The sequence below is a fragment of the Shewanella sairae genome (genome assembly GCF_023283535.1).
GTDB classification, from domain to species: domain Bacteria; phylum Pseudomonadota; class Gammaproteobacteria; order Enterobacterales; family Shewanellaceae; genus Shewanella; species Shewanella sairae.
In genome coordinates, this window is sequence record NZ_JAKILT010000020.1 from 1 (window position 1) to 18,465 (window position 18,465).

Annotated in this window: 15 protein-coding genes; 1 reads left to right on the plus strand and 14 read right to left on the minus strand. The window is 43.8% G+C overall.

The window, feature by feature from the left end; translation table 11 throughout:
* Nucleotides 1-220 precede the first annotated feature (220 nt).
* The 3 genes from csrA to recA all read right to left on the minus strand — a co-directional run bounded on the left by csrA (nt 221) and on the right by recA (nt 5,089).
* Complete coding sequence (csrA, locus tag L2748_RS10245) at nt 221-418, minus strand: carbon storage regulator CsrA (RefSeq protein ID WP_006082602.1); 198 nt, start codon at nt 416-418, stop codon at nt 221-223.
* A gap of 666 nt (nt 419-1,084) precedes the next feature.
* Complete coding sequence (gene alaS, locus L2748_RS10250; protein WP_220781120.1) at nt 1,085-3,712, minus strand: alanine--tRNA ligase; 2,628 nt, start codon at nt 3,710-3,712, stop codon at nt 1,085-1,087.
* 300 nt (nt 3,713-4,012) lie between these two features.
* Nucleotides 4,013-5,089 carry a recombinase RecA gene (gene recA / locus L2748_RS10255; protein WP_220781119.1) on the minus strand — a complete coding sequence of 359 codons (1,077 nt, stop codon included), beginning with the start codon at nt 5,087-5,089 and terminating at the stop codon, nt 4,013-4,015.
* A 317-nt stretch (nt 5,090-5,406) separates the two neighbouring features.
* On the opposite strand from recA, the gene mutS reads away from it, so the two are divergent.
* Nucleotides 5,407-7,986, plus strand: coding sequence for a DNA mismatch repair protein MutS (mutS, locus tag L2748_RS10260; RefSeq protein WP_220781122.1), 2,580 nt, complete (start codon nt 5,407-5,409; stop codon nt 7,984-7,986).
* Between the two features lie 105 nt (nt 7,987-8,091).
* Here mutS and rpoS read toward each other — a convergent pair whose 3' ends face one another.
* From rpoS to mazG, 11 genes are all read right to left on the minus strand, one after another.
* Nucleotides 8,092-9,060, minus strand: a complete 969-nt coding sequence (rpoS, locus tag L2748_RS10265; protein WP_220781118.1) for an RNA polymerase sigma factor RpoS — start codon at nt 9,058-9,060, stop codon at nt 8,092-8,094.
* 77 nt (nt 9,061-9,137) lie between these two features.
* Nucleotides 9,138-10,034 carry a peptidoglycan DD-metalloendopeptidase family protein gene (locus L2748_RS10270; protein ID WP_373317211.1) on the minus strand — a complete coding sequence of 299 codons (897 nt, stop codon included), beginning with the start codon at nt 10,032-10,034 and terminating at the stop codon, nt 9,138-9,140.
* A 50-nt stretch (nt 10,035-10,084) separates the two neighbouring features.
* Nucleotides 10,085-10,720: a protein-L-isoaspartate(D-aspartate) O-methyltransferase gene (locus L2748_RS10275; protein ID WP_220781116.1), complete on the minus strand. Its 636-nt coding sequence runs from the start codon at nt 10,718-10,720 to the stop codon at nt 10,085-10,087.
* A 91-nt stretch (nt 10,721-10,811) separates the two neighbouring features.
* Nucleotides 10,812-11,564 carry a 5'/3'-nucleotidase SurE gene (gene surE, locus L2748_RS10280; protein WP_220781115.1) on the minus strand — a complete coding sequence of 251 codons (753 nt, stop codon included), beginning with the start codon at nt 11,562-11,564 and terminating at the stop codon, nt 10,812-10,814.
* Complete coding sequence (truD, locus tag L2748_RS10285) at nt 11,561-12,628, minus strand: tRNA pseudouridine(13) synthase TruD (protein ID WP_220781114.1); 1,068 nt, start codon at nt 12,626-12,628, stop codon at nt 11,561-11,563. Before truD ends, surE begins: the two co-directional genes overlap by 4 nt.
* A gap of 88 nt (nt 12,629-12,716) precedes the next feature.
* The gene (ispF, locus tag L2748_RS10290; RefSeq protein ID WP_220781113.1) at nt 12,717-13,196 is read right to left on the minus strand and encodes a 2-C-methyl-D-erythritol 2,4-cyclodiphosphate synthase; all 480 of its coding nucleotides are present in this window, start codon (nt 13,194-13,196) and stop codon (nt 12,717-12,719) included.
* 67 nt (nt 13,197-13,263) lie between these two features.
* Nucleotides 13,264-13,956, minus strand: coding sequence for a 2-C-methyl-D-erythritol 4-phosphate cytidylyltransferase (gene ispD, locus L2748_RS10295; RefSeq protein ID WP_220781112.1), 693 nt, complete (start codon nt 13,954-13,956; stop codon nt 13,264-13,266).
* 69 nt (nt 13,957-14,025) lie between these two features.
* Nucleotides 14,026-14,322 carry a cell division protein FtsB gene (gene ftsB, locus L2748_RS10300; protein WP_220781111.1) on the minus strand — a complete coding sequence of 99 codons (297 nt, stop codon included), beginning with the start codon at nt 14,320-14,322 and terminating at the stop codon, nt 14,026-14,028.
* An 87-nt stretch (nt 14,323-14,409) separates the two neighbouring features.
* The gene (gene eno / locus L2748_RS10305) at nt 14,410-15,705 is read right to left on the minus strand and encodes a phosphopyruvate hydratase (RefSeq protein WP_220781110.1); all 1,296 of its coding nucleotides are present in this window, start codon (nt 15,703-15,705) and stop codon (nt 14,410-14,412) included.
* A gap of 124 nt (nt 15,706-15,829) precedes the next feature.
* On the minus strand, nt 15,830-17,470 hold the full coding sequence (locus L2748_RS10310; RefSeq protein WP_220781109.1) for a CTP synthase: 1,641 nt from the start codon (nt 17,468-17,470) through the stop codon (nt 15,830-15,832).
* Nucleotides 17,471-17,585: 115 nt separating this feature from the next.
* Nucleotides 17,586-18,389: a nucleoside triphosphate pyrophosphohydrolase gene (mazG, locus tag L2748_RS10315; protein ID WP_220781108.1), complete on the minus strand. Its 804-nt coding sequence runs from the start codon at nt 18,387-18,389 to the stop codon at nt 17,586-17,588.
* Nucleotides 18,390-18,465: the final 76 nt, after the last annotated feature.

The window sequence follows — 18,465 nt, forward strand, 5'->3', positions numbered from 1 at the left end:
TCTCAAATCATTCTGATACAGATCAGAAGTTGCCGCCTTCAGATGGCGTGCCTGACTTTTCAGACTGAATGCGCTGGTAAATCTCTTCACGCAAGTTCATCACACAGAAGAGACTTCTTCTAGTCGTCTATATACGACACTGAAACTGAATATAAAGTAATAAAAAAGCCAGTTGCTTACACAACTGGCTTCTAGAATTCTCAAATCATTCTGATACAGATCAGAAGTTGCCGCCTTCAGATGGCGTGCCTGACTTTTCAGACTGAATGCGCTGGTAAATCTCTTCACGATGTACAGAGACTTCTTTAGGTGCATTTACACCAATTCTTACTTGGTTACCTTTAACGCCTAATACAGTGACAGTTACTTCGTCACCAATCATCAGTGTTTCACCAACACGACGAGTCAATATCAGCATTACTTTGCTCCTTTAGTTCCTAATTCTGCTTTATACGGCATAATTCCGTTATATTTATATTATAAGGTTAGCTTAGTACAATTTAACAGTATTCTATTAGAAAAGCGTCAACTAATTACACCTTTTCTAGTATTAAATCACAGTTTTTTAGTTGAAACCTTTTTAACCACTTTAAGTGTAACTTTAACCAGATAACGGACATCATCTAGCATTATCATTAAACTAACATGAATGAATACAATACCAAAATTAAAGCCCAATTTACCTAACCTTTAACTAAATAAAGCCGCAAAACACCCAAATAAAACACAACGCAAATCGCTTACTAACCAGAAGGAAAATCCATAGCGCTAATATTTTAATCCTAAAGTGAACTTAAATTTCAATATCACTGCGCCTATTTCAACCAGTTAATAATACTGGTAGCTATCACCATAAAGATTTGCTCGCTTGGCAGAGTTTCAAGGTAAGCTCATTGAGCGCTTCTTGATAGCAGCTTTAGCGATACTTAGTGGTTATCGCTTCCGCCCTCCTCCCACAGATCCTATATCTGACTGCCAAGGAAAGGCAAAGCATCATTAAAGCCGCTAAAACTCACAAATATGACGGATTTTTTCCATAAAAAAAGCGCCCTAGGGACGCTTTTTCAAGCTAGACAGCTATAAATTAAGCAAGCTTAGCAGTAATCCATGGAAGCACTTGCTCTAACGCTGCGTCTAAGTTCTCTGGCTGGCTACCACCGGCTTGTGCCATATCAGGGCGTCCACCACCCTTACCGCCAACCTGAACAGCAATAGATGCTACCAGCTCACCCGCTTTAACTTTACCGGTTAAGTCTTTAGTCACACCCACGATAAGGTTAACTTTGTCTTCGCCAGCAATCGCTAATACCACAATACCTGATTGCAGCTTTTGCTTAAGTTCATCTTGTAAGCCGCGAAGCGCACCCGCGTCTACACCTTCAAGCTTCTTAATAAGCACTTTAGCACCGTTAACTTCAACCGCTTCACCGGCAAGGTCAGCACTTGTTGCTGCAGCAAGTTTATCTTTTAACTGTGACAGCTCTTTTTCAAGTTGCTTAGTTTTGTCTAACTGCGCTTTAAGCTTAGCCACAACTGACGCGCTATCGCCTTTCAGTAATGCCGCCGCCTCTTCAAGCTCTGCCTGCTGCTTAGCAACATAGGCCATAGCAGCAGCGCCAGTTACCGCTTCGATACGGCGAACACCAGCGGCAATACCACCTTCAGAAGTGATCTTGAATAGACCGATATCACCGGTACGACCTACGTGTGTACCACCACATAGTTCGATAGAGAAATCGCCCATAGTCACAACACGTACTTCAGCATCGTACTTTTCGCCAAACAGTGCCATTGCACCTTTTTCTTTAGCGGTTTCAATGTCCATCACTTCAGCTGTTAGCTCGTGGTTACGACGAATTTGCGTATTCACTAGCTCTTCAACTTCTTTTAGCTCTGACGCTTTTACGCCTTCAAAGTGAGAGAAGTCAAAACGTAAACGTTCTGGATCAACCAGCGAACCTTTCTGGCTCACGTGCGTACCAAGTACTTGGCGTAAAGCTGCGTGTAAAAGGTGAGTCACAGAGTGATTCAATTCAGTTCTATGACGTAGCTTCTTATCAACATTAGCCGTCAATACTTGACCAACCTTAATAGAACCAGCAGCTACACGACCGATATGACCAATTGCTTGAGCATACTTTTGCGTATCAGTTACAGTGAATTCAATGCCATCGGCAATCAACACACCTTTGTCACCACACTGACCACCAGACTCGCCATAAAATGGTGTGTTATCAAGTACGATAACAACATCATCGCCAGCGTTAACAGAGTCAACCGACTCACCCGCTTTAAAGATTGCCGTCACTGTCGCTTGGTTATTTAGCTCTGTGTAACCAGTGAAACAGCTTTGTTCATCAATTTTTAGACCTTCGTTGTAGTCTGTTTCAAATTGACCCGCTGCTTGTGCACGGCTACGTTGCTCAGCCATTGCCGCTTCAAACCCTGCTTCATCAACAGTGATATCACGCTCACGACAAACGTCAGCAGTTAAATCAACTGGGAAACCGTAAGTATCGTAAAGTTTGAACGCTGTTTCGCCATCTAGAACCTTAGTTGTTAGCTCGTTTAACGCAGCATCTAGAATACCTAGACCACGCTCTAGTGTACGAGCAAACTGCTCTTCTTCAGCTTTAAGCGACTTTTCTACAATCGCTTGAGTTTCAGTCAGACCTTTTGCAGCATCAGCGCCCATCACTTCGATAAGTGTTGGCACCAACTTATAGAAGAAGCTTTCAGTCGCACCTAACTTGTTACCATGACGTACTGCACGACGAATAATGCGACGTAGTACATAACCACGGCCTTCGTTTGATGGCATTACACCGTCAGCGATCAAAAATGCACATGAACGAATATGGTCAGCAATCACGCGTAGTGATTTATTTTCTAAATCAGTTACACCAAGAATTTCTGCAGTTTTCTTAATTAGCGCTTGGAAAATATCGATTTCGTAGTTTGAATGTACGCCCTGCATAATTGCAGCGATACGCTCAATACCCATGCCCGTATCAACTGATGGCTTTGGTAGTGGCTTCATCTCACCGTCAGCTTGACGGTTGTACTGCATAAATACGATGTTCCAAATCTCGATAAAACGATCGCCATCTTCTTCAGGAGTACCTGGACGACCGCCCCAGATATGATCGCCATGATCATAGAAGATTTCAGAACATGGACCACATGGGCCAGTATCGCCCATTTGCCAGAAGTTATCTGACGCGTAAGCTGCGCCTTTATTGTCGCCAATACGGATAATGTTTTCTGCAGCAACACCAATCTTTTTATTCCAGATCTCAAATGCTTCATCATCTGTTTCATAGATAGTGACGCATAGGCGCTCAGTCGGTAGCTTTAATTCTTCAGTTAGGAAAGTCCATGCAAACTTAATCGCATCTTCTTTAAAGTAATCACCAAAACTGAAGTTACCTAACATTTCAAAGAAAGTATGGTGACGTGCGGTGTAACCAACGTTATCTAAATCGTTATGCTTACCGCCCGCACGAACGCAGCGTTGTGAAGAAGTTGCACGAGTATAGCTACGCTTATCTGCACCCAAAAACACATCTTTAAACTGGTTCATACCCGCATTAGTAAATAGCAGTGTTGGATCGTTCGCTGGAACGAGAGAGCTACTATCAACTACCTGGTGACCATTGGTGCGGAAATATTCCAAAAAAGCACTTCGCAGTGCTGCAGTGGTTTGATACATGAAACCGTCCTGAATTAGGTTATGCAAATAGCCCTTAATGAGCTGAGATAAATTTTTATGGATAGCATTATAAGCAGAGTCATGTCTAACAACCAGCCCTGTTGATACAAAACTGTGTCGCGAATGGAGAAATAGCAGAGAGATAGCAATCAGCAACGCATTACAGACATAAAAATCATGCCTATTAATCTTTTCTAACGCGGATAAAACAAAAATCGCGGCGTGCTATTAGCACTGCCGCGATTATCAAGTTCAACAACCTAACTCGATTAGTTAAGTCATTTAGCGAATAACTTACCGTTAAAACACTTCGCCAGTTTCTAAATCTACATTGTCACCAGCGGTGTCTGCTGCATTACCTGCATCAGCTACGTCTTTTTCACCGTTGCCCAAAAGCATAGCGCGCAGTGTAGCCTCAATCTCATCTGAAATTGTAGGGTTTTCGATTAAGTATTTACCCGCGTTTGCGCGGCCTTGACCAATCTTATCGCCTTTATAGCTGTACCACGCACCCGCCTTTTCAATTAGCTTATGCTGCACACCTAAGTCAACTAACTCGCCAGTGCTGTTAATGCCTTGACCGTAAAGGATTTGGAACTCAGCCTGCTTAAATGGCGCCGCAATCTTGTTTTTGACAACTTTCACGCGCGTTTCGTTACCAATCACTTCTTCACGATCTTTAATCGCACCTGTACGACGGATATCTAAACGAACTGAAGCATAGAACTTAAGTGCGTTACCACCGGTGGTTGTTTCTGGGTTACCGAACATTACACCAATTTTCATACGGATTTGGTTAATGAAGATAAGCAAAGTATTTGACTGCTTAAGGTTACCTGCAAGCTTACGCATTGCTTGGCTCATCATACGCGCCGCAAGGCCCATGTGAGAATCACCAATTTCACCCTCAATTTCAGCTTTCGGTGTTAATGCCGCTACTGAGTCGACAATGATAACGTCAACCGCACCACTGCGAGTTAGTGCGTCACAGATCTCTAGCGCTTGCTCACCCGTGTCAGGTTGAGAACAAAGTAAGTTATCAATATCTACACCAAGCTTTTTAGCGTAAATAGGGTCAAGAGCGTGCTCAGCATCGATAAACGCACAAGTTTTACCTTGTTTTTGCGCTGCAGCAATCACTTCTAGGGTCAGAGTTGTTTTACCAGATGATTCAGGACCATAGATCTCTACGATACGACCCATAGGTAATCCGCCAGCGCCTAAAGCAACATCCAAAGCAAGCGAGCCTGTAGAAATTGTTTCTACATCCATTGAACGATCTTCGCCTAACTTCATGATTGAGCCTTTACCAAACTGCTTCTCAATCTGACCTAAAACGGCGTTCAGTGCTTTCTCTTTATTTGGATCTGTCTTCATTCCTATATCCTCTGGAGCACAGTGCGATTTGATATGGGCACTGTATTATCATTTCGGTGACGACTCTTTATGCCTTGGCTAGAGCCTCAATATGAAACTAGTATACTGTACAATCATACAGTATCAAGTGCTGTGTAAAAATATTTTACAAATAAATATAAATCAAACACTTACTGACATCACACACTAATACACAGTATTTTATTCACCAAACACTGTAAGAATTCCGCCTCAAGTGAGCAAAATATTGTTAAGATTGGTGCCAGTATTGTGTAAGGCGCTAATAGACGCCGCAGTAAATGACAGGCAAAAAATCGATGACTGCTATTGATCCCCAAGGTTTAGAAAAACACACCCCAATGATGCGTCAGTATCTCACTCTAAAAGCGCAACATCCGGATATGTTGCTCTTTTACCGTATGGGTGACTTTTATGAACTCTTTTATGAAGATGCAAAACGCGCATCAGAGTTACTTGGGATCTCACTCACTGCGCGTGGTAAAAGTGGTGGCGACCCTATTCCTATGGCAGGCCTCCCCTATCATGCTGTTGAAGGCTATTTAGCTAAACTGGTACAACTAAGAGTATCTGTTGCAATTTGCGAGCAAGTGGGCGATCCGGCTACATCAAAAGGCCCCGTTGAGCGTAAAGTTGTTCGTATTGTTACCCCAGGCACCTTAACCGATGAAGCTCTATTACAAGAGCGTCAAGACAATCTACTAGCGGCACTTTATCAAGGTAAGACTGGCTACGGTTACGCTACTTTAGATGTGGCATCAGGTCGCTTTGTTATTACAGAGCTTGCCAATACCGAAGCCTTAGAAGCTGAGCTACAGCGCACTAACCCTGCAGAACTACTTTATAGCGAAGACTTTTCGCAAATGAGTCTAATTGCAGGTATGAACGGCACACGCCGTCGCCCTGAGTGGGAGTTTGATTGCGATACCTGCCACCGTCTATTACTCAACCAGTTTGGTACTAAAGACTTAAAGGGCTTTGGTATCGAAGACGCTAGGCTGTCGCTTCAAGCCGCTGGTTGTTTAATGCAATACGTTAAAGATACTCAGCGCACTGCTCTGCCGCATATCAACTCAATTGTACGTTTCAATCAGTCAGACAGTATCGTGTTAGATGCTGCAACGCGTCGTAATCTTGAGCTCACAGTAAACCTCCAAGGTGGCCGCGATAATACTCTTGCTTCTGTGCTTGATAACACTGTTACCCCTATGGGCAGCCGTATGTTACAGCGCTGGATCCACCAACCACTGCGTAACCATGACATCATTCGTGCAAGACAAGCCTCAATTGAAGAGTTATTGGGTAACGGCAATCATGAGATCCTTGCAGAAGATTTAAAAGCCCTAGGCGATATTGAGCGTATTACCGCACGTATTGCTTTGCGTAATGCTCGCCCTCGAGATTTTGCTCGTTTACGTCAGGCACTGGCGTTATTACCGCAACTGCAACAAACCTTAACTCAGGCCAACGCACCGCACCTTAAATATCTATCTCAGGTGATTGGCGAATTTCCGCTAGAGCTTGAATTGTTATCTAATGCGATTGTTGATAACCCACCTATGCTGATACGTGATGGCGGCGTGATCCGTGAAGGCTACCATAAAGAATTAGATGAATGGCGTAAATTAAGTGAAGGTGCCACAGATTACCTACACGAACTTGAAGCGCGTGAAAAAGAGCAAACTGGGATCTCAACTTTAAAAGTAGGTTATAACCGTGTGCACGGTTACTACATTGAAGTGAGCCGTCGCGAATCTGACTTAGTGCCACTGAGTTACCAGCGTCGACAAACCCTAAAAAATACCGAACGCTATATTATTCCTGAGCTAAAAGAGCACGAGGAAAAAGTATTATCAAGCCAAGGCAAAGCACTCGCGCTTGAAAAGCAGCTCTGGGAAGAGTTGTTTGACCTTATCTTACCAAAACTACATGAGTTACAAGACTTCGCTCAAGCAGCCGCAGAATTAGACGTACTGTGTAACTTTGCTGAGCGTGCTGAAAGCTTTAATTACCATTGCCCAGAGTTAACTGGCACGCCGGGAATTCAAATAGAATCCGGTCGTCATCCAGTTGTCGAGCAAGTAAGTAAGAGCCCATTTATTGCTAACCCAGTAACTCTGAACAATGCGCGTAAGATGCTTGTGGTTACAGGTCCAAACATGGGCGGTAAATCAACTTATATGCGTCAAGTCGCTTTAATTACTTTGATGGCACATATTGGCTGCTACGTACCCGCTGAACACGCTGTCATTGGCCCAGTCGATCGGATCTTCACCCGTATTGGTGCATCAGATGACTTAGCATCAGGTCGCTCAACCTTCATGGTTGAAATGACGGAAACAGCCAATATTCTGCATAATGCTACGCCGAATAGTTTGGTATTGATGGATGAGATCGGCCGTGGTACATCTACCTATGACGGGCTTTCTCTTGCTTGGTCAGCTGCAGAGTATTTAGCCAAACACTTGCAAGCGATGACACTATTTGCCACGCACTACTTTGAGCTGACTCAGCTACCTGAACAATTAGAAAACGTTGAAAACGTGCACTTAGACGCGGTAGAACACGGCGATAGTATTGTGTTTATGCATGCAGTTCAAGAAGGTGCGGCAAGCCGCAGTTATGGCTTACAGGTTGCGGCACTGGCTGGTGTGCCTAACTGTGTGATTAGCGCTGCTAAACATAAGCTACACCAGCTTGAAAGCCGTGATCACGATCTACAGCAAAATAGCGAGCAACAAAACACCCAACAGAGCATGAGTTTTGCGCCTAGTGCGCCATCTCCCGCTCTAGAAGCACTGCAAAAACTAAACCCGGATGAGCTAACGCCAAGACAAGCACTTGATTACTTGTATAACCTTAAAAAATTAGCTTTATAGCTTGAGCTTGTAGGCATTAAACAATCGCCACAAAAAAAGCGCAGTTAAAACTGCGCTTTTTATTTATCTCATCTCAGACGAGACAGTAATATCAATCAGTATAATTTAAGCTTTAAAGATAGCTTCTACAGAAAGGCCCTGCGCCCCTAGTAAGTCTTTCAAACGCTTAAGCGCCTCAACCTGAATTTGACGAACTCTTTCACGGGTTAAACCAATCTCTTTACCGACATTTTCTAAGGTAGATGGCTCATAACCAAGCAAACCAAATCGGCGCGCTAGCACTTCACGTTGCTTAGTATTAAGTTCATCTAACCATTTGACCACTGATTTAGACATATCTTCATCTTGAACTTTATAATCAGGACCAACATTGTCATCGTCCGCTAATACATCAAGTAAGGCTTTATCACTTTCGCCGCCAAACGGGGTATCAACTGAAGTAATTCTTTCATTAAGCTTGAGCATACGGCTTACATCGCCACTCGGCAAATCCAGCTGCTCAGCAATCTCTTCTGCTGTTGGTTCATGATCGAGTTTATGTGCTAGTTCTCTTGCTGTGCGTAGATAAACATTTAATTCTTTGACTACGTGGATAGGAAGTCGAATTGTACGAGTCTGATTCATAATTGCTCGTTCAATTGTTTGTCTAATCCACCATGTTGCATAAGTTGAAAACCGGAAACCTCGTTCTGGGTCAAACTTTTCTACGGCGCGAATAAGCCCTAAATTGCCCTCTTCGATTAGATCAAGCAGCGCTAGGCCACGATTATTATATCGACGTGCAATTTTTACAACGAGTCTAAGATTACTTTCAATCATGCGGTTACGTGACTTTTCACATCCTTTAAGGGACTTACGTGAAAAATACACTTCTTCCTCAGCACTGAGGAGGGGGGAAAATCCAATTTCACCAAGATACAGCTGTGTGGCGTCTAGGTTTTTTTGCAAGTCATCTTGTACTTGCTGGTCTAACTCAGCTTCCTTAGTATTTTGATTAATATCATTGTTAGTTAACTCATTTACAGAGTCATTTTTTGCTTGCTCTGCTACAGCGGCATTAGTAGGTCTGCCCATAATATCTCTCCCGAATTTTTCCATTAATTTACTGCACTTCACTATCCTCCGATTTGCCAAAATTGGCGGCCAAGAAACTATTTCCTTGGCAAAAATTTAAGCGGGTTAACTGACTTTCCGTGATATCTAATTTCAAAATGTAACATCACTCGATTCGTGCCAGTACTTCCCATTTTCGCAACTGTTTGTCCAACATTAACAACTTGCTTTTCTTTAACTAAGATCTTGTCAGCATGCGCATAAGCACTTAGATAATCATCACTATGTTTGATAATAACTAAGTTACCATACCCCCGAAGTGCACTACCCGCGTATACCACTCTACCACTCGCAGCCGCTCTAATTGCATCACCTCGGTTACCGGCGATCTTTATCCCTTTGTTTCCCTGCTCTTTGGCTGAGAAAGTTCCAATCACTTTACCATTCACAGGCCAAGACCACTTACTCACCTTTGCAGGAAGCTCTGTCGGCTTGTGGATAACCTGGTTAGCATCTTGTTGATTGGTTGTTACAGAATACGCAGGCTTTTGACTTGGATCAAGTTGTTTTTTTGACCACTCTTTTTTACTAGCCTCACTCTCTACACTAGAGGTAGCCACCTGTTTTTCAACAGGTTTATCAGCTTTTACAGGCCATTTCTTTACCGTAGAAGTCGGTTTTGGGCTAGGCTTGCTATTTGTAACAGTTTTTTTAGAGTTTAAACTCAATACCTGTCCAGGGTAGATAGTATAAGGCTTTGGGAGTTTATTGGTGCTCGCAAGGTTTATAAAATCTTTATTTGCCCCCCAAGCAATTGAATAGAGTGTGTCACCCTTTTTGACTACATAACGCGTCCCCGTTATCGACCCTTTACTGATCGACCGTGCTGAAGGACCATTCAATGATTCTACAGGTGCAGGCCTATCGGCCTGAAAACTGCAACCAGACAATAGCAGCGATAAGCAAACACAAAAATAGCAAGCAAACCTCATTATTAACCTATCACCCCTAAACCAGCGACTATTCATTGTATAACCGACTAAAACTAAGCCAATTCGCCATTAACTAATGGTACAAAGCGAACCATCTCAATCACTTCTGAATTGTATTGACTTGCAACACGCGTAACTTTTAACAATTGTTGTGTCTGCTCCCCAACAGGGATAACCAATACACCACCATCAGCTAATTGCGCCAATAATGCTTCAGGTATCGAGCTCGCTGCAGCTGTCACCATAATCGCATCATAAGGGCCTTTACTCGGCCAACCTTGCCAACCATCGCCATATTTAAAAGCGATATTATGCAGATCAAGTCGCTTTAGACGTTGACGAGCTTGGATCTGTAAACTCTTGATCCGTTCAACCGTGCAAAGCTGCGGTACTAGCTGGGCTAAAATCGCTGCTTGATAACCTGACCCCGTACCAATCTCTAACACCTTAAGTGGGTTATTTTGCAGTAGTATTTCCGTCATACGCGCAACAATATAAGGCTGTGAAATCGTCTGTCCTTGGCCTATTGGGAGCGCTGTGTTTTCATAGGCTTTATGCCCAAGTGCCGGATCTAAAAACTGCTCTCGCGGTGTATTAGCTACCGCTTTTAACACTGGCTCATTACGGATCCCTGCCTCATACAGTTTTCTTGCTAAGTTCAATGCTGATGTTGAGGCAACAGGGGTCATAAATCAGTTTTCCAATATTTCAAATATAAACATACTAAAACAGTGTTCTTAGTCGCTAGTAGTCTAAAAGTGACCACGGAGCTTGCACCAGTTAATCAGCCAGCTGAGTTAGCCAGGTTTCTAATGCATTAATCTGTTCAAACGCTGTTAAATCGACCGTTAATGGCGTTATAGACACGTAACCATTAGCGACAGCATAAAAATCAGTTCCTTCACTCGCGTCTTGCTCATCACCCGGTGGACCTAACCAAAATATCTCTTTGCCAGCTGGATCTTGAGTTCTGACCATTCCTTCAGCTCGATGACGGGCGCCTAAACGCGTTATCTTCATGCCTTTAACTTCAGCTAACGGTAAGTCTGGCACATTAATATTCAAAATCTTATCTTGAGCAATCGGCTTATCTTGCAGTGCTTTAACAATTTTTAACGCGTAATGTGCAGCCGTATCGTAATGCTTTAACTCTCGTCCTGCTAAAGAGACAGCAATTGCTGGGAAGCCAAGAAAGCGCCCTTCCATCGCCGCTGCAACCGTACCAGAGTACAAGGTGTCATCACCCATGTTGGCACCCGCGTTAATCCCTGACACCACCATATCGGGTTCATCTTGATAAAGCTCTCTAATCGCAAGGTGCACACAATCGGTCGGTGTGCCACTCACTGACACAAACCCATTGTCTAAGGTATTGAGTCGCAGTGGATTGGTCAAGGTTAGTGAGTTACTTGCACCTGAACAGTTTCTATCTGGTCCAACCGTCAAGGTTTCGGCGATTTGATTCAAGGCAGCTGTTAATGCTGCAATACCTTCTGCGTTCACGCCATCATCATTACTGATCAAAATTTTCATTGCTGTGCCTCTGCATTTCTTTGCTCAGCTAGCATCTTTTGACGTGCGACTTCTTGCACATCCTGATAATTAAATAGCTCGCGCAGTATTGAAGTTGCGTAAGAGCCTGATGGTAATGCAAACTTTAGCGTAATGGTATCTTCATCTACTTGATATTGCAGATGTTGTGGCTCAAGTAACAAAGCACGTCGTTCTTGGTTTAACCCTGCTTGCTCTAAACCATCTTTATCGATTGTTAGCGCTTCAAGTGCTTGTGCCTCACATTCTGCAGCCTCAGCCTGTGCAAGCGCTAAACCACGCCCCCATAACGGCGCCGATAACTGGATATCTTTTTTGGCCAAACGTTCAATTAAAGTATCATCCCATTGCTCAGCTACAAAATAGCTCTTACTGCCGGCAAGCATCACACAGTCACCAGTTAATGTCGCAGTGCCATGTGTCGCTAAACGTGTGGATACCGCAGTATTAAAAAGGTTTGAGCGCACTGCAGACAGATACATACTGCGTTTATTTCTATCTTTTACTTTGCGACCAGTGAACATCTGGCGGCCAAATATCAGGTTCTTGCCATCATGGCCAAAACGCTGCTCACCAAAGTAATTAGGCACCCCTTGATCACCTATAAGCCCAATGCGTTTAATCACGTCTGCTATATCACTGACATTACGCAAAGTTAAGGTAAAGCGATTACCTGCTAATGCGCCTATGCGTAATTTTTTACTGTGACGAGAAGCACTCAACAGGGCAATTTTATCGCTATTTAATTGCTGCCAGTCAGGGGTGTCCTTGCCGGGAATGCGCACACCAAACCATTGCTCTGTAACGGCATGCTTATCTTTTTGCCCCGCATAAGTCACCTCTTTCGGGTGTACATGAGCAAAACTAGACAGCATTTTAGCAACTTCAACCGTATTAAGACCTTCTTTACGAATATGTAATAGGTGGTGCTCACCCTCGCCTGTTGGTGCAAAAGGTAAGATCTCCTGTACCTGAAAATCACTATTATGGGTACGTAGATCGGCAGTTGACGTCGGCTTGCCGTATAAATAATGTAATTCACTCATATCGCTTACTTGTCTCACTCATCTATCTTGCAGCGCAACCAATAAGTTGCTGTTATTTTGGCAGGCTCTTTACCCTTGCCATAAAACGCTAGGCTTTTATCATCAAGACGACGGCTTCAACCGCTATGCCTTCTTTTCTGCCGGTAAAACCTAACTTTTCAGTGGTGGTGGCTTTGACGTTGATATCGCTAATACCCGTCGCTAGATCTGCAGCCAGTACAGCTCTAATCGATTCGATATGCGGCGCCATTTTGGGTGCCTGTGCAATAACTGTCACATCTAAGTTAGATACCCTAAAACCCATATCTGTCGCTAATTTATAACAGTGTCTCAGCAAAACTCTGCTGTCTGCACCTTTAAATTCAGCATCGGTGTCAGGAAAATGCTTACCGATATCGCCTAGCGCCATCGCCCCTAATATCGCATCACTAATCGCATGCAGCACGACATCACCGTCTGAGTGAGCAACTAGCCCGACTTCATACGGCACTTCAACGCCACCTAAAATTAATGGCGGCTCACCACCAAATTTATGTACATCAAATCCGTGTCCGATTCTCACTTTCATTGCTACACCTGCTATATCCGTTATTACCATACCCGTTAGCGTTTTCGGGTGTTTTTTGTATGACTGACTAAATATGACTTTTAAGAAACAACGACGCTAATTGTAAGTCATCTGGGTGAGTCACTTTAATGTTGTCTGCCCGACCGCTCACAACAGCCGGCATAATCCCCGCCCACTCCATAGCAGACGCTTCATCTGTAATAAGCGCGCCTGCAGCGAGAGCATCGGTTAAGTTTTTCTTCAAACTATGTACAGGGAAAAACTGCGGCGTTAATGCATGCCAAAGCTGCTCACGACAAACAGTTGCGGTAATGACACCTTCAGCATTAGTTCTTTTCATCGTATCTCGCACAGGTGCAGCTAAAATAGCGCCCTGTGGAAAAGCACTCGACGATGCTATTAGTTTGTCGATATCAGCGTGGGTCAAGCAAGGGCGCGCGGCATCATGCACTAATACCCAAGCACCTGCATCAGCTATCTGCAAACCAGCTAATACGGAGTCGGCGCGCTCTTTACCCCCAATAACAGCTTCAAGCTTAGGGTGAACCGCTTGTGGCAATTCAGCAAAGTAATCATCTACAGGGCTTAAGGCGACAACCACCTTCTCAATACTTGGATGCGAAAGCAGGCAGTCTAATGTGTGCCCCAAAATTGTTTGTTCATTAAGCGCCAGATACTGCTTAGGTAAGGTAGCGCCCATACGACTGCCTATTCCGGCTGCTGGCACGATAGCAATAATTTGCTGAGGAGTTTGGCTCATGTTTGAGCTCCATAAAATGCTGGCATGATGAAAACCAGTTAAGAGGTTAAACCAAGAAAATGACGAAACTTAGTTATCAGCCAGACCATTACGATCGCCGCCGACCACACGGAAAAATGTTTCTCCGTCTTTAACCATACCAAGTTCGTTTCTAGCACGCTCTTCTAATGCTTCGGTGCCGCTTCGAAGATCATTAATTTCTTCTTTTAGCACTTGGTTACGCGCAACCAGTTCTTCATTGCTTTGCTGTTGCAATCTAATCTGCTCTTGCAGATGAAAAGACTCAGCTAAGCTTTTCTCACCTAACCAAAGGCGATACTGAAGCATGGCGAGTAAAGCAATTAATACAAAAAGAAGGCGTTTCATGATTCAAAATAGAAAATTGAGAATAGTAAACAGATAGTACAACAAAAAAGGCCACCGAGTGGTGGCCTTTTTAAAGTTTATCGCGATTTATGCTTGACCTTTGATCTCTTTAAGACCGTTATAAGGTGCTTTTTCGCCTAACTGCTCTTCGATACGAAGTAGCTGGTTGTACTTAGCAACACGATCACTACGGCATAGTGAGCCCGTCTTAATTTGACCTGCAGCAGTCGCCACTGCTAGATCGGCAATAGTTGCGTCTTCAGTTTCACCACTACGGTGTGAAATCACTACTGTATAGCCCGCTTCTTTCGCCATGCGAATTGCAGCAAGCGTCTCAGTTAGTGAACCGATTTGGTTAAACTTAATCAAGATTGAGTTAGCAATATTGTTGTCAATACCGCGCTTTAAGATCTTAGTGTTAGTTACGAATAAATCGTCACCAACAAGTTGGATCTTGTCACCCATAATTTGCGTCTGGTAAGCCCAACCATCCCAATCAGACTCGTCTAAGCCATCTTCGATAGAAGCAATTGGGTACTGCTCAGTTAGCGACTTAAGGAAGTCAGAGAAACCGTTTGCAGAGAAGACTTTGCCTTCACCAGATAGATCATATTGACCATCTTTGTAAAACTCAGATGCCGCGCAGTCTAGTGCTAGCGTTACATCAGTACCTAGCGCGTAACCGGCTTTTTCTACAGCAACCTTGATGATAGCAAGTGCATCAGCATTTGATGCTAAATCTGGTGCAAAACCACCTTCATCACCTACTGAAGTGCTTAGGCCTTTAGACTTAAGTACGCTCTTTAGGCTATGGAAGATTTCAGCGCCCATGCGTAGTGCTTCACGGAAGCTCTTAGCGCCAACAGGTTGAACCATGAACTCTTGGATATCAACGTTGTTATCTGCATGCTCACCACCGTTCAAGATGTTCATCATAGGAACAGGCATAGAGTACTGACCAGGTGTGCCGTTTAGTTCAGCAATATGTGCATATAAAGGAATACCTTTAAATGCTGCTGCCGCTTTAGCTGCTGCCAAAGACACTGCTAGAATCGCGTTAGCGCCTAACTTATCTTTGTTTTCAGTACCGTCAACATCGATCATGATTTGATCAAGCTCAGCTTGAGCCGTCGCATCTTTACCCACTAACGCATCACGGATAAGTCCGTTGATATTCTCAACAGCCTTAAGTACACCCTTACCTAAGTAACGTGCTTTATCGCCGTCACGTAGTTCAAGTGCTTCACGGCTACCTGTAGATGCACCTGATGGTGCAGCAGCCATCCCCATGAATCCGCCTTCTAAATGAACTTCAGCTTCAACAGTTGGGTTACCGCGAGAATCCATGATTTCGCGACCGATAATGTTAATAATCTTAGCCATAATGCCCTCGATTTAAGTTTTAAAGATAAATTTAAAGATAAAAGTAAAACGAAATTCTGTGCAGTTATTACATCGCTAGAAACAAAAAAACCGCCCCCATAGCATGGAAGCGGTTTTGGCGTAATTAGTCTTCTAAATCACGTTTTTGGTAGGCTGCTGCAGCGGCAACAAACCCTTCAAATAACGGCTGACCATCACGAGGTGTCGATGTAAATTCAGGGTGGAATTGACCCGCTACGAACCATGGGTGGTTTGGTAGCTCAATCATTTCAACCAATGAGCGGTCTGATGATAGACCACTGAAGATTAAGCCTGCTTTCTCAAGACGCTCTTTGTAGTTGTTGTTCACTTCGTAACGATGACGGTGACGTTCAACACAAGTAGTACCTTTATAAGCTGCAGCCGCTTTAGTGCCTTCTTCTAGATGACAAAGCTGTGCACCAAGACGCATAGTACCGCCTAGGTCAGATTCTTCATGACGCTCTTCAACTTGACCATCTTCGTTGATCCATTCAGTGATCAAACCAACCACTGGGTGTGGCGTGTCTGGCATAAACTCAGTTGAATGCGCGCCTTCAAGGCCTGCAACGTGACGAGCAAACTCAATCAGTGCAACCTGCATACCTAAACAGATACCGAAGTATGGAAGGTTGTTTTCACGTGCGAACTTAGCCGCCATGATTTTACCTTCAACGCCACGCTCACCGAATCCACCAGGCACTAGGATACCGTCTAAGCCTTGTAGCACTTCATCGCCCTTAGCTTCAACGTTTTGTGAATCAATATACTTAATATTCACTGATACGCGGTTAAATAGGCCTGCGTGCTTTAATGCTTCATTCACTGACTTGTAAGCATCTGGTAGTTCAATGTACTTACCTACCATACCAATAGTGATTTCACCCGTTGGGTTAGCTTCTTGGTAAATGACTTTTTCCCACTCAGCCAAATCAGCTTCTTTACAATCGATGCCGAAACGCTTAGTCACAAGTTGATCTAAACCTTGTGCTTTTAGTAGCGCAGGGATCTTATAGATACTGTCTACGTCTTTTAGTGAGATAACTGCACGTTCTTCAACGTTACAGAATAAAGAAATCTTCGCTTTTTCGTTTGCAGGGATCGCACGATCACCACGACAAACCAACACATCTGGCGCAATACCAATTGAACGAAGTTCTTTAACTGAGTGCTGTGTAGGCTTAGTTTTCACTTCGCCCGCAGCGCCTAAGAAAGGCACAAGCGTTAAATGCATAAATAGGGTTCTATCACGGCCAAGTTCAACACCTAGCTGACGGATAGACTCTAGGAATGGTAGTGATTCGATATCACCTACCGTGCCACCAATTTCAACGATTGCGACATCATGACCTTCACCACCAGCAAGCACTTTCTCTTTGATAGCGTTAGTAATGTGCGGAATAACCTGAATGGTTGCACCTAAGTAGTCACCACGACGTTCTTTACGAAGGACTTCTTCATAAATACGGCCCGTAGTAAAGTTATTACGACGGTTCATCTTGGTACGGATGAAACGCTCATAGTGACCTAAATCTAGATCGGTTTCAGCGCCGTCTTCAGTCACAAACACTTCACCGTGCTGTGTTGGACTCATGGTACCTGGATCTACGTTAATGTATGGATCCAGCTTCATAATGGTTACGTTTAGGCCGCGAGCCTCTAATATTGCAGCCAAAGAAGCTGCTGCAATGCCTTTACCTAGTGATGAAACAACGCCACCAGTAACGAAGATATACCTTGTAGTCATGCTGAACCTGAGAAAATGAGTTGGAAATATGTGCTTGTAAGAAAGCACTAGGACGGGGCAATATTATACCAAAGCCAGCTTGATTCGACAAACTACAATTAACTTAAAAGTTAACTTATTTATTTGCTTCATCCTGTTTAACCTTATCCCAGTAGCCATCAAGCTCGTCTAATGTGTGTTGTTCCATCAGCCTACCGTCCGCATGAGCATAGGCTTCAACCCCGCGAAAGCGCCGCTCAAACTTATGATTTGCTTGCCTTAATGCCTGTTCTGGCTCAACACCTAAATGCCTAGCAAGATTCACTACAGCAAATAATAAATCCCCCATCTCATCCTTTACTTTATCCGCATCCACCGATTCTTGCTTCACTTCATAAAGTACTTCATCAATCTCTTCATGGATTTTCGCCACGACCGGATCAAGTTCAGACCAGTCAAATCCAACACGAGCGACTCGCTTTTGAATTTTAACTGAGCGAGATAACGCTGGTAGGCTTAGCGGTATATCATCTAATACAGAATTAAGTTCGCGCTCACTGCGCTCGACGGCTTTTAACTGTTCCCAGTTTTGTTTGATCTCAGCAGTGCTGCTTGTCGCTATTCCATCAAATACATGCGGATGGCGCCTGGTTAGCTTGTCGCAAATCCGCTGCACAACGGTATCAAAGTCAAATAAGCCCTGCTCCTTACCTAGCTGGCAATAAAAAACCACTTGAAACAACAAATCGCCTAGCTCGTCAGGCAACTCATCCATCGCCATACGTTCAATGGCATCTGCCACTTCATAAGCTTCTTCAATTGTAAAAGGGACAATTGTTTTAAAATCTTGCGCTTTATCCCAAGGGCAACCCGTTTGCGGATCACGTAACTTCTGCATTATTGCGAGTAACGGTTGGGTATCGCCCATTTGCTTTATCATCCAAGTTTCCTAATTTGTGTAGTAAGGCTATTGTTTCGTGGCTCGCTATTATTGTAAATACGATTGGTTACGCGAC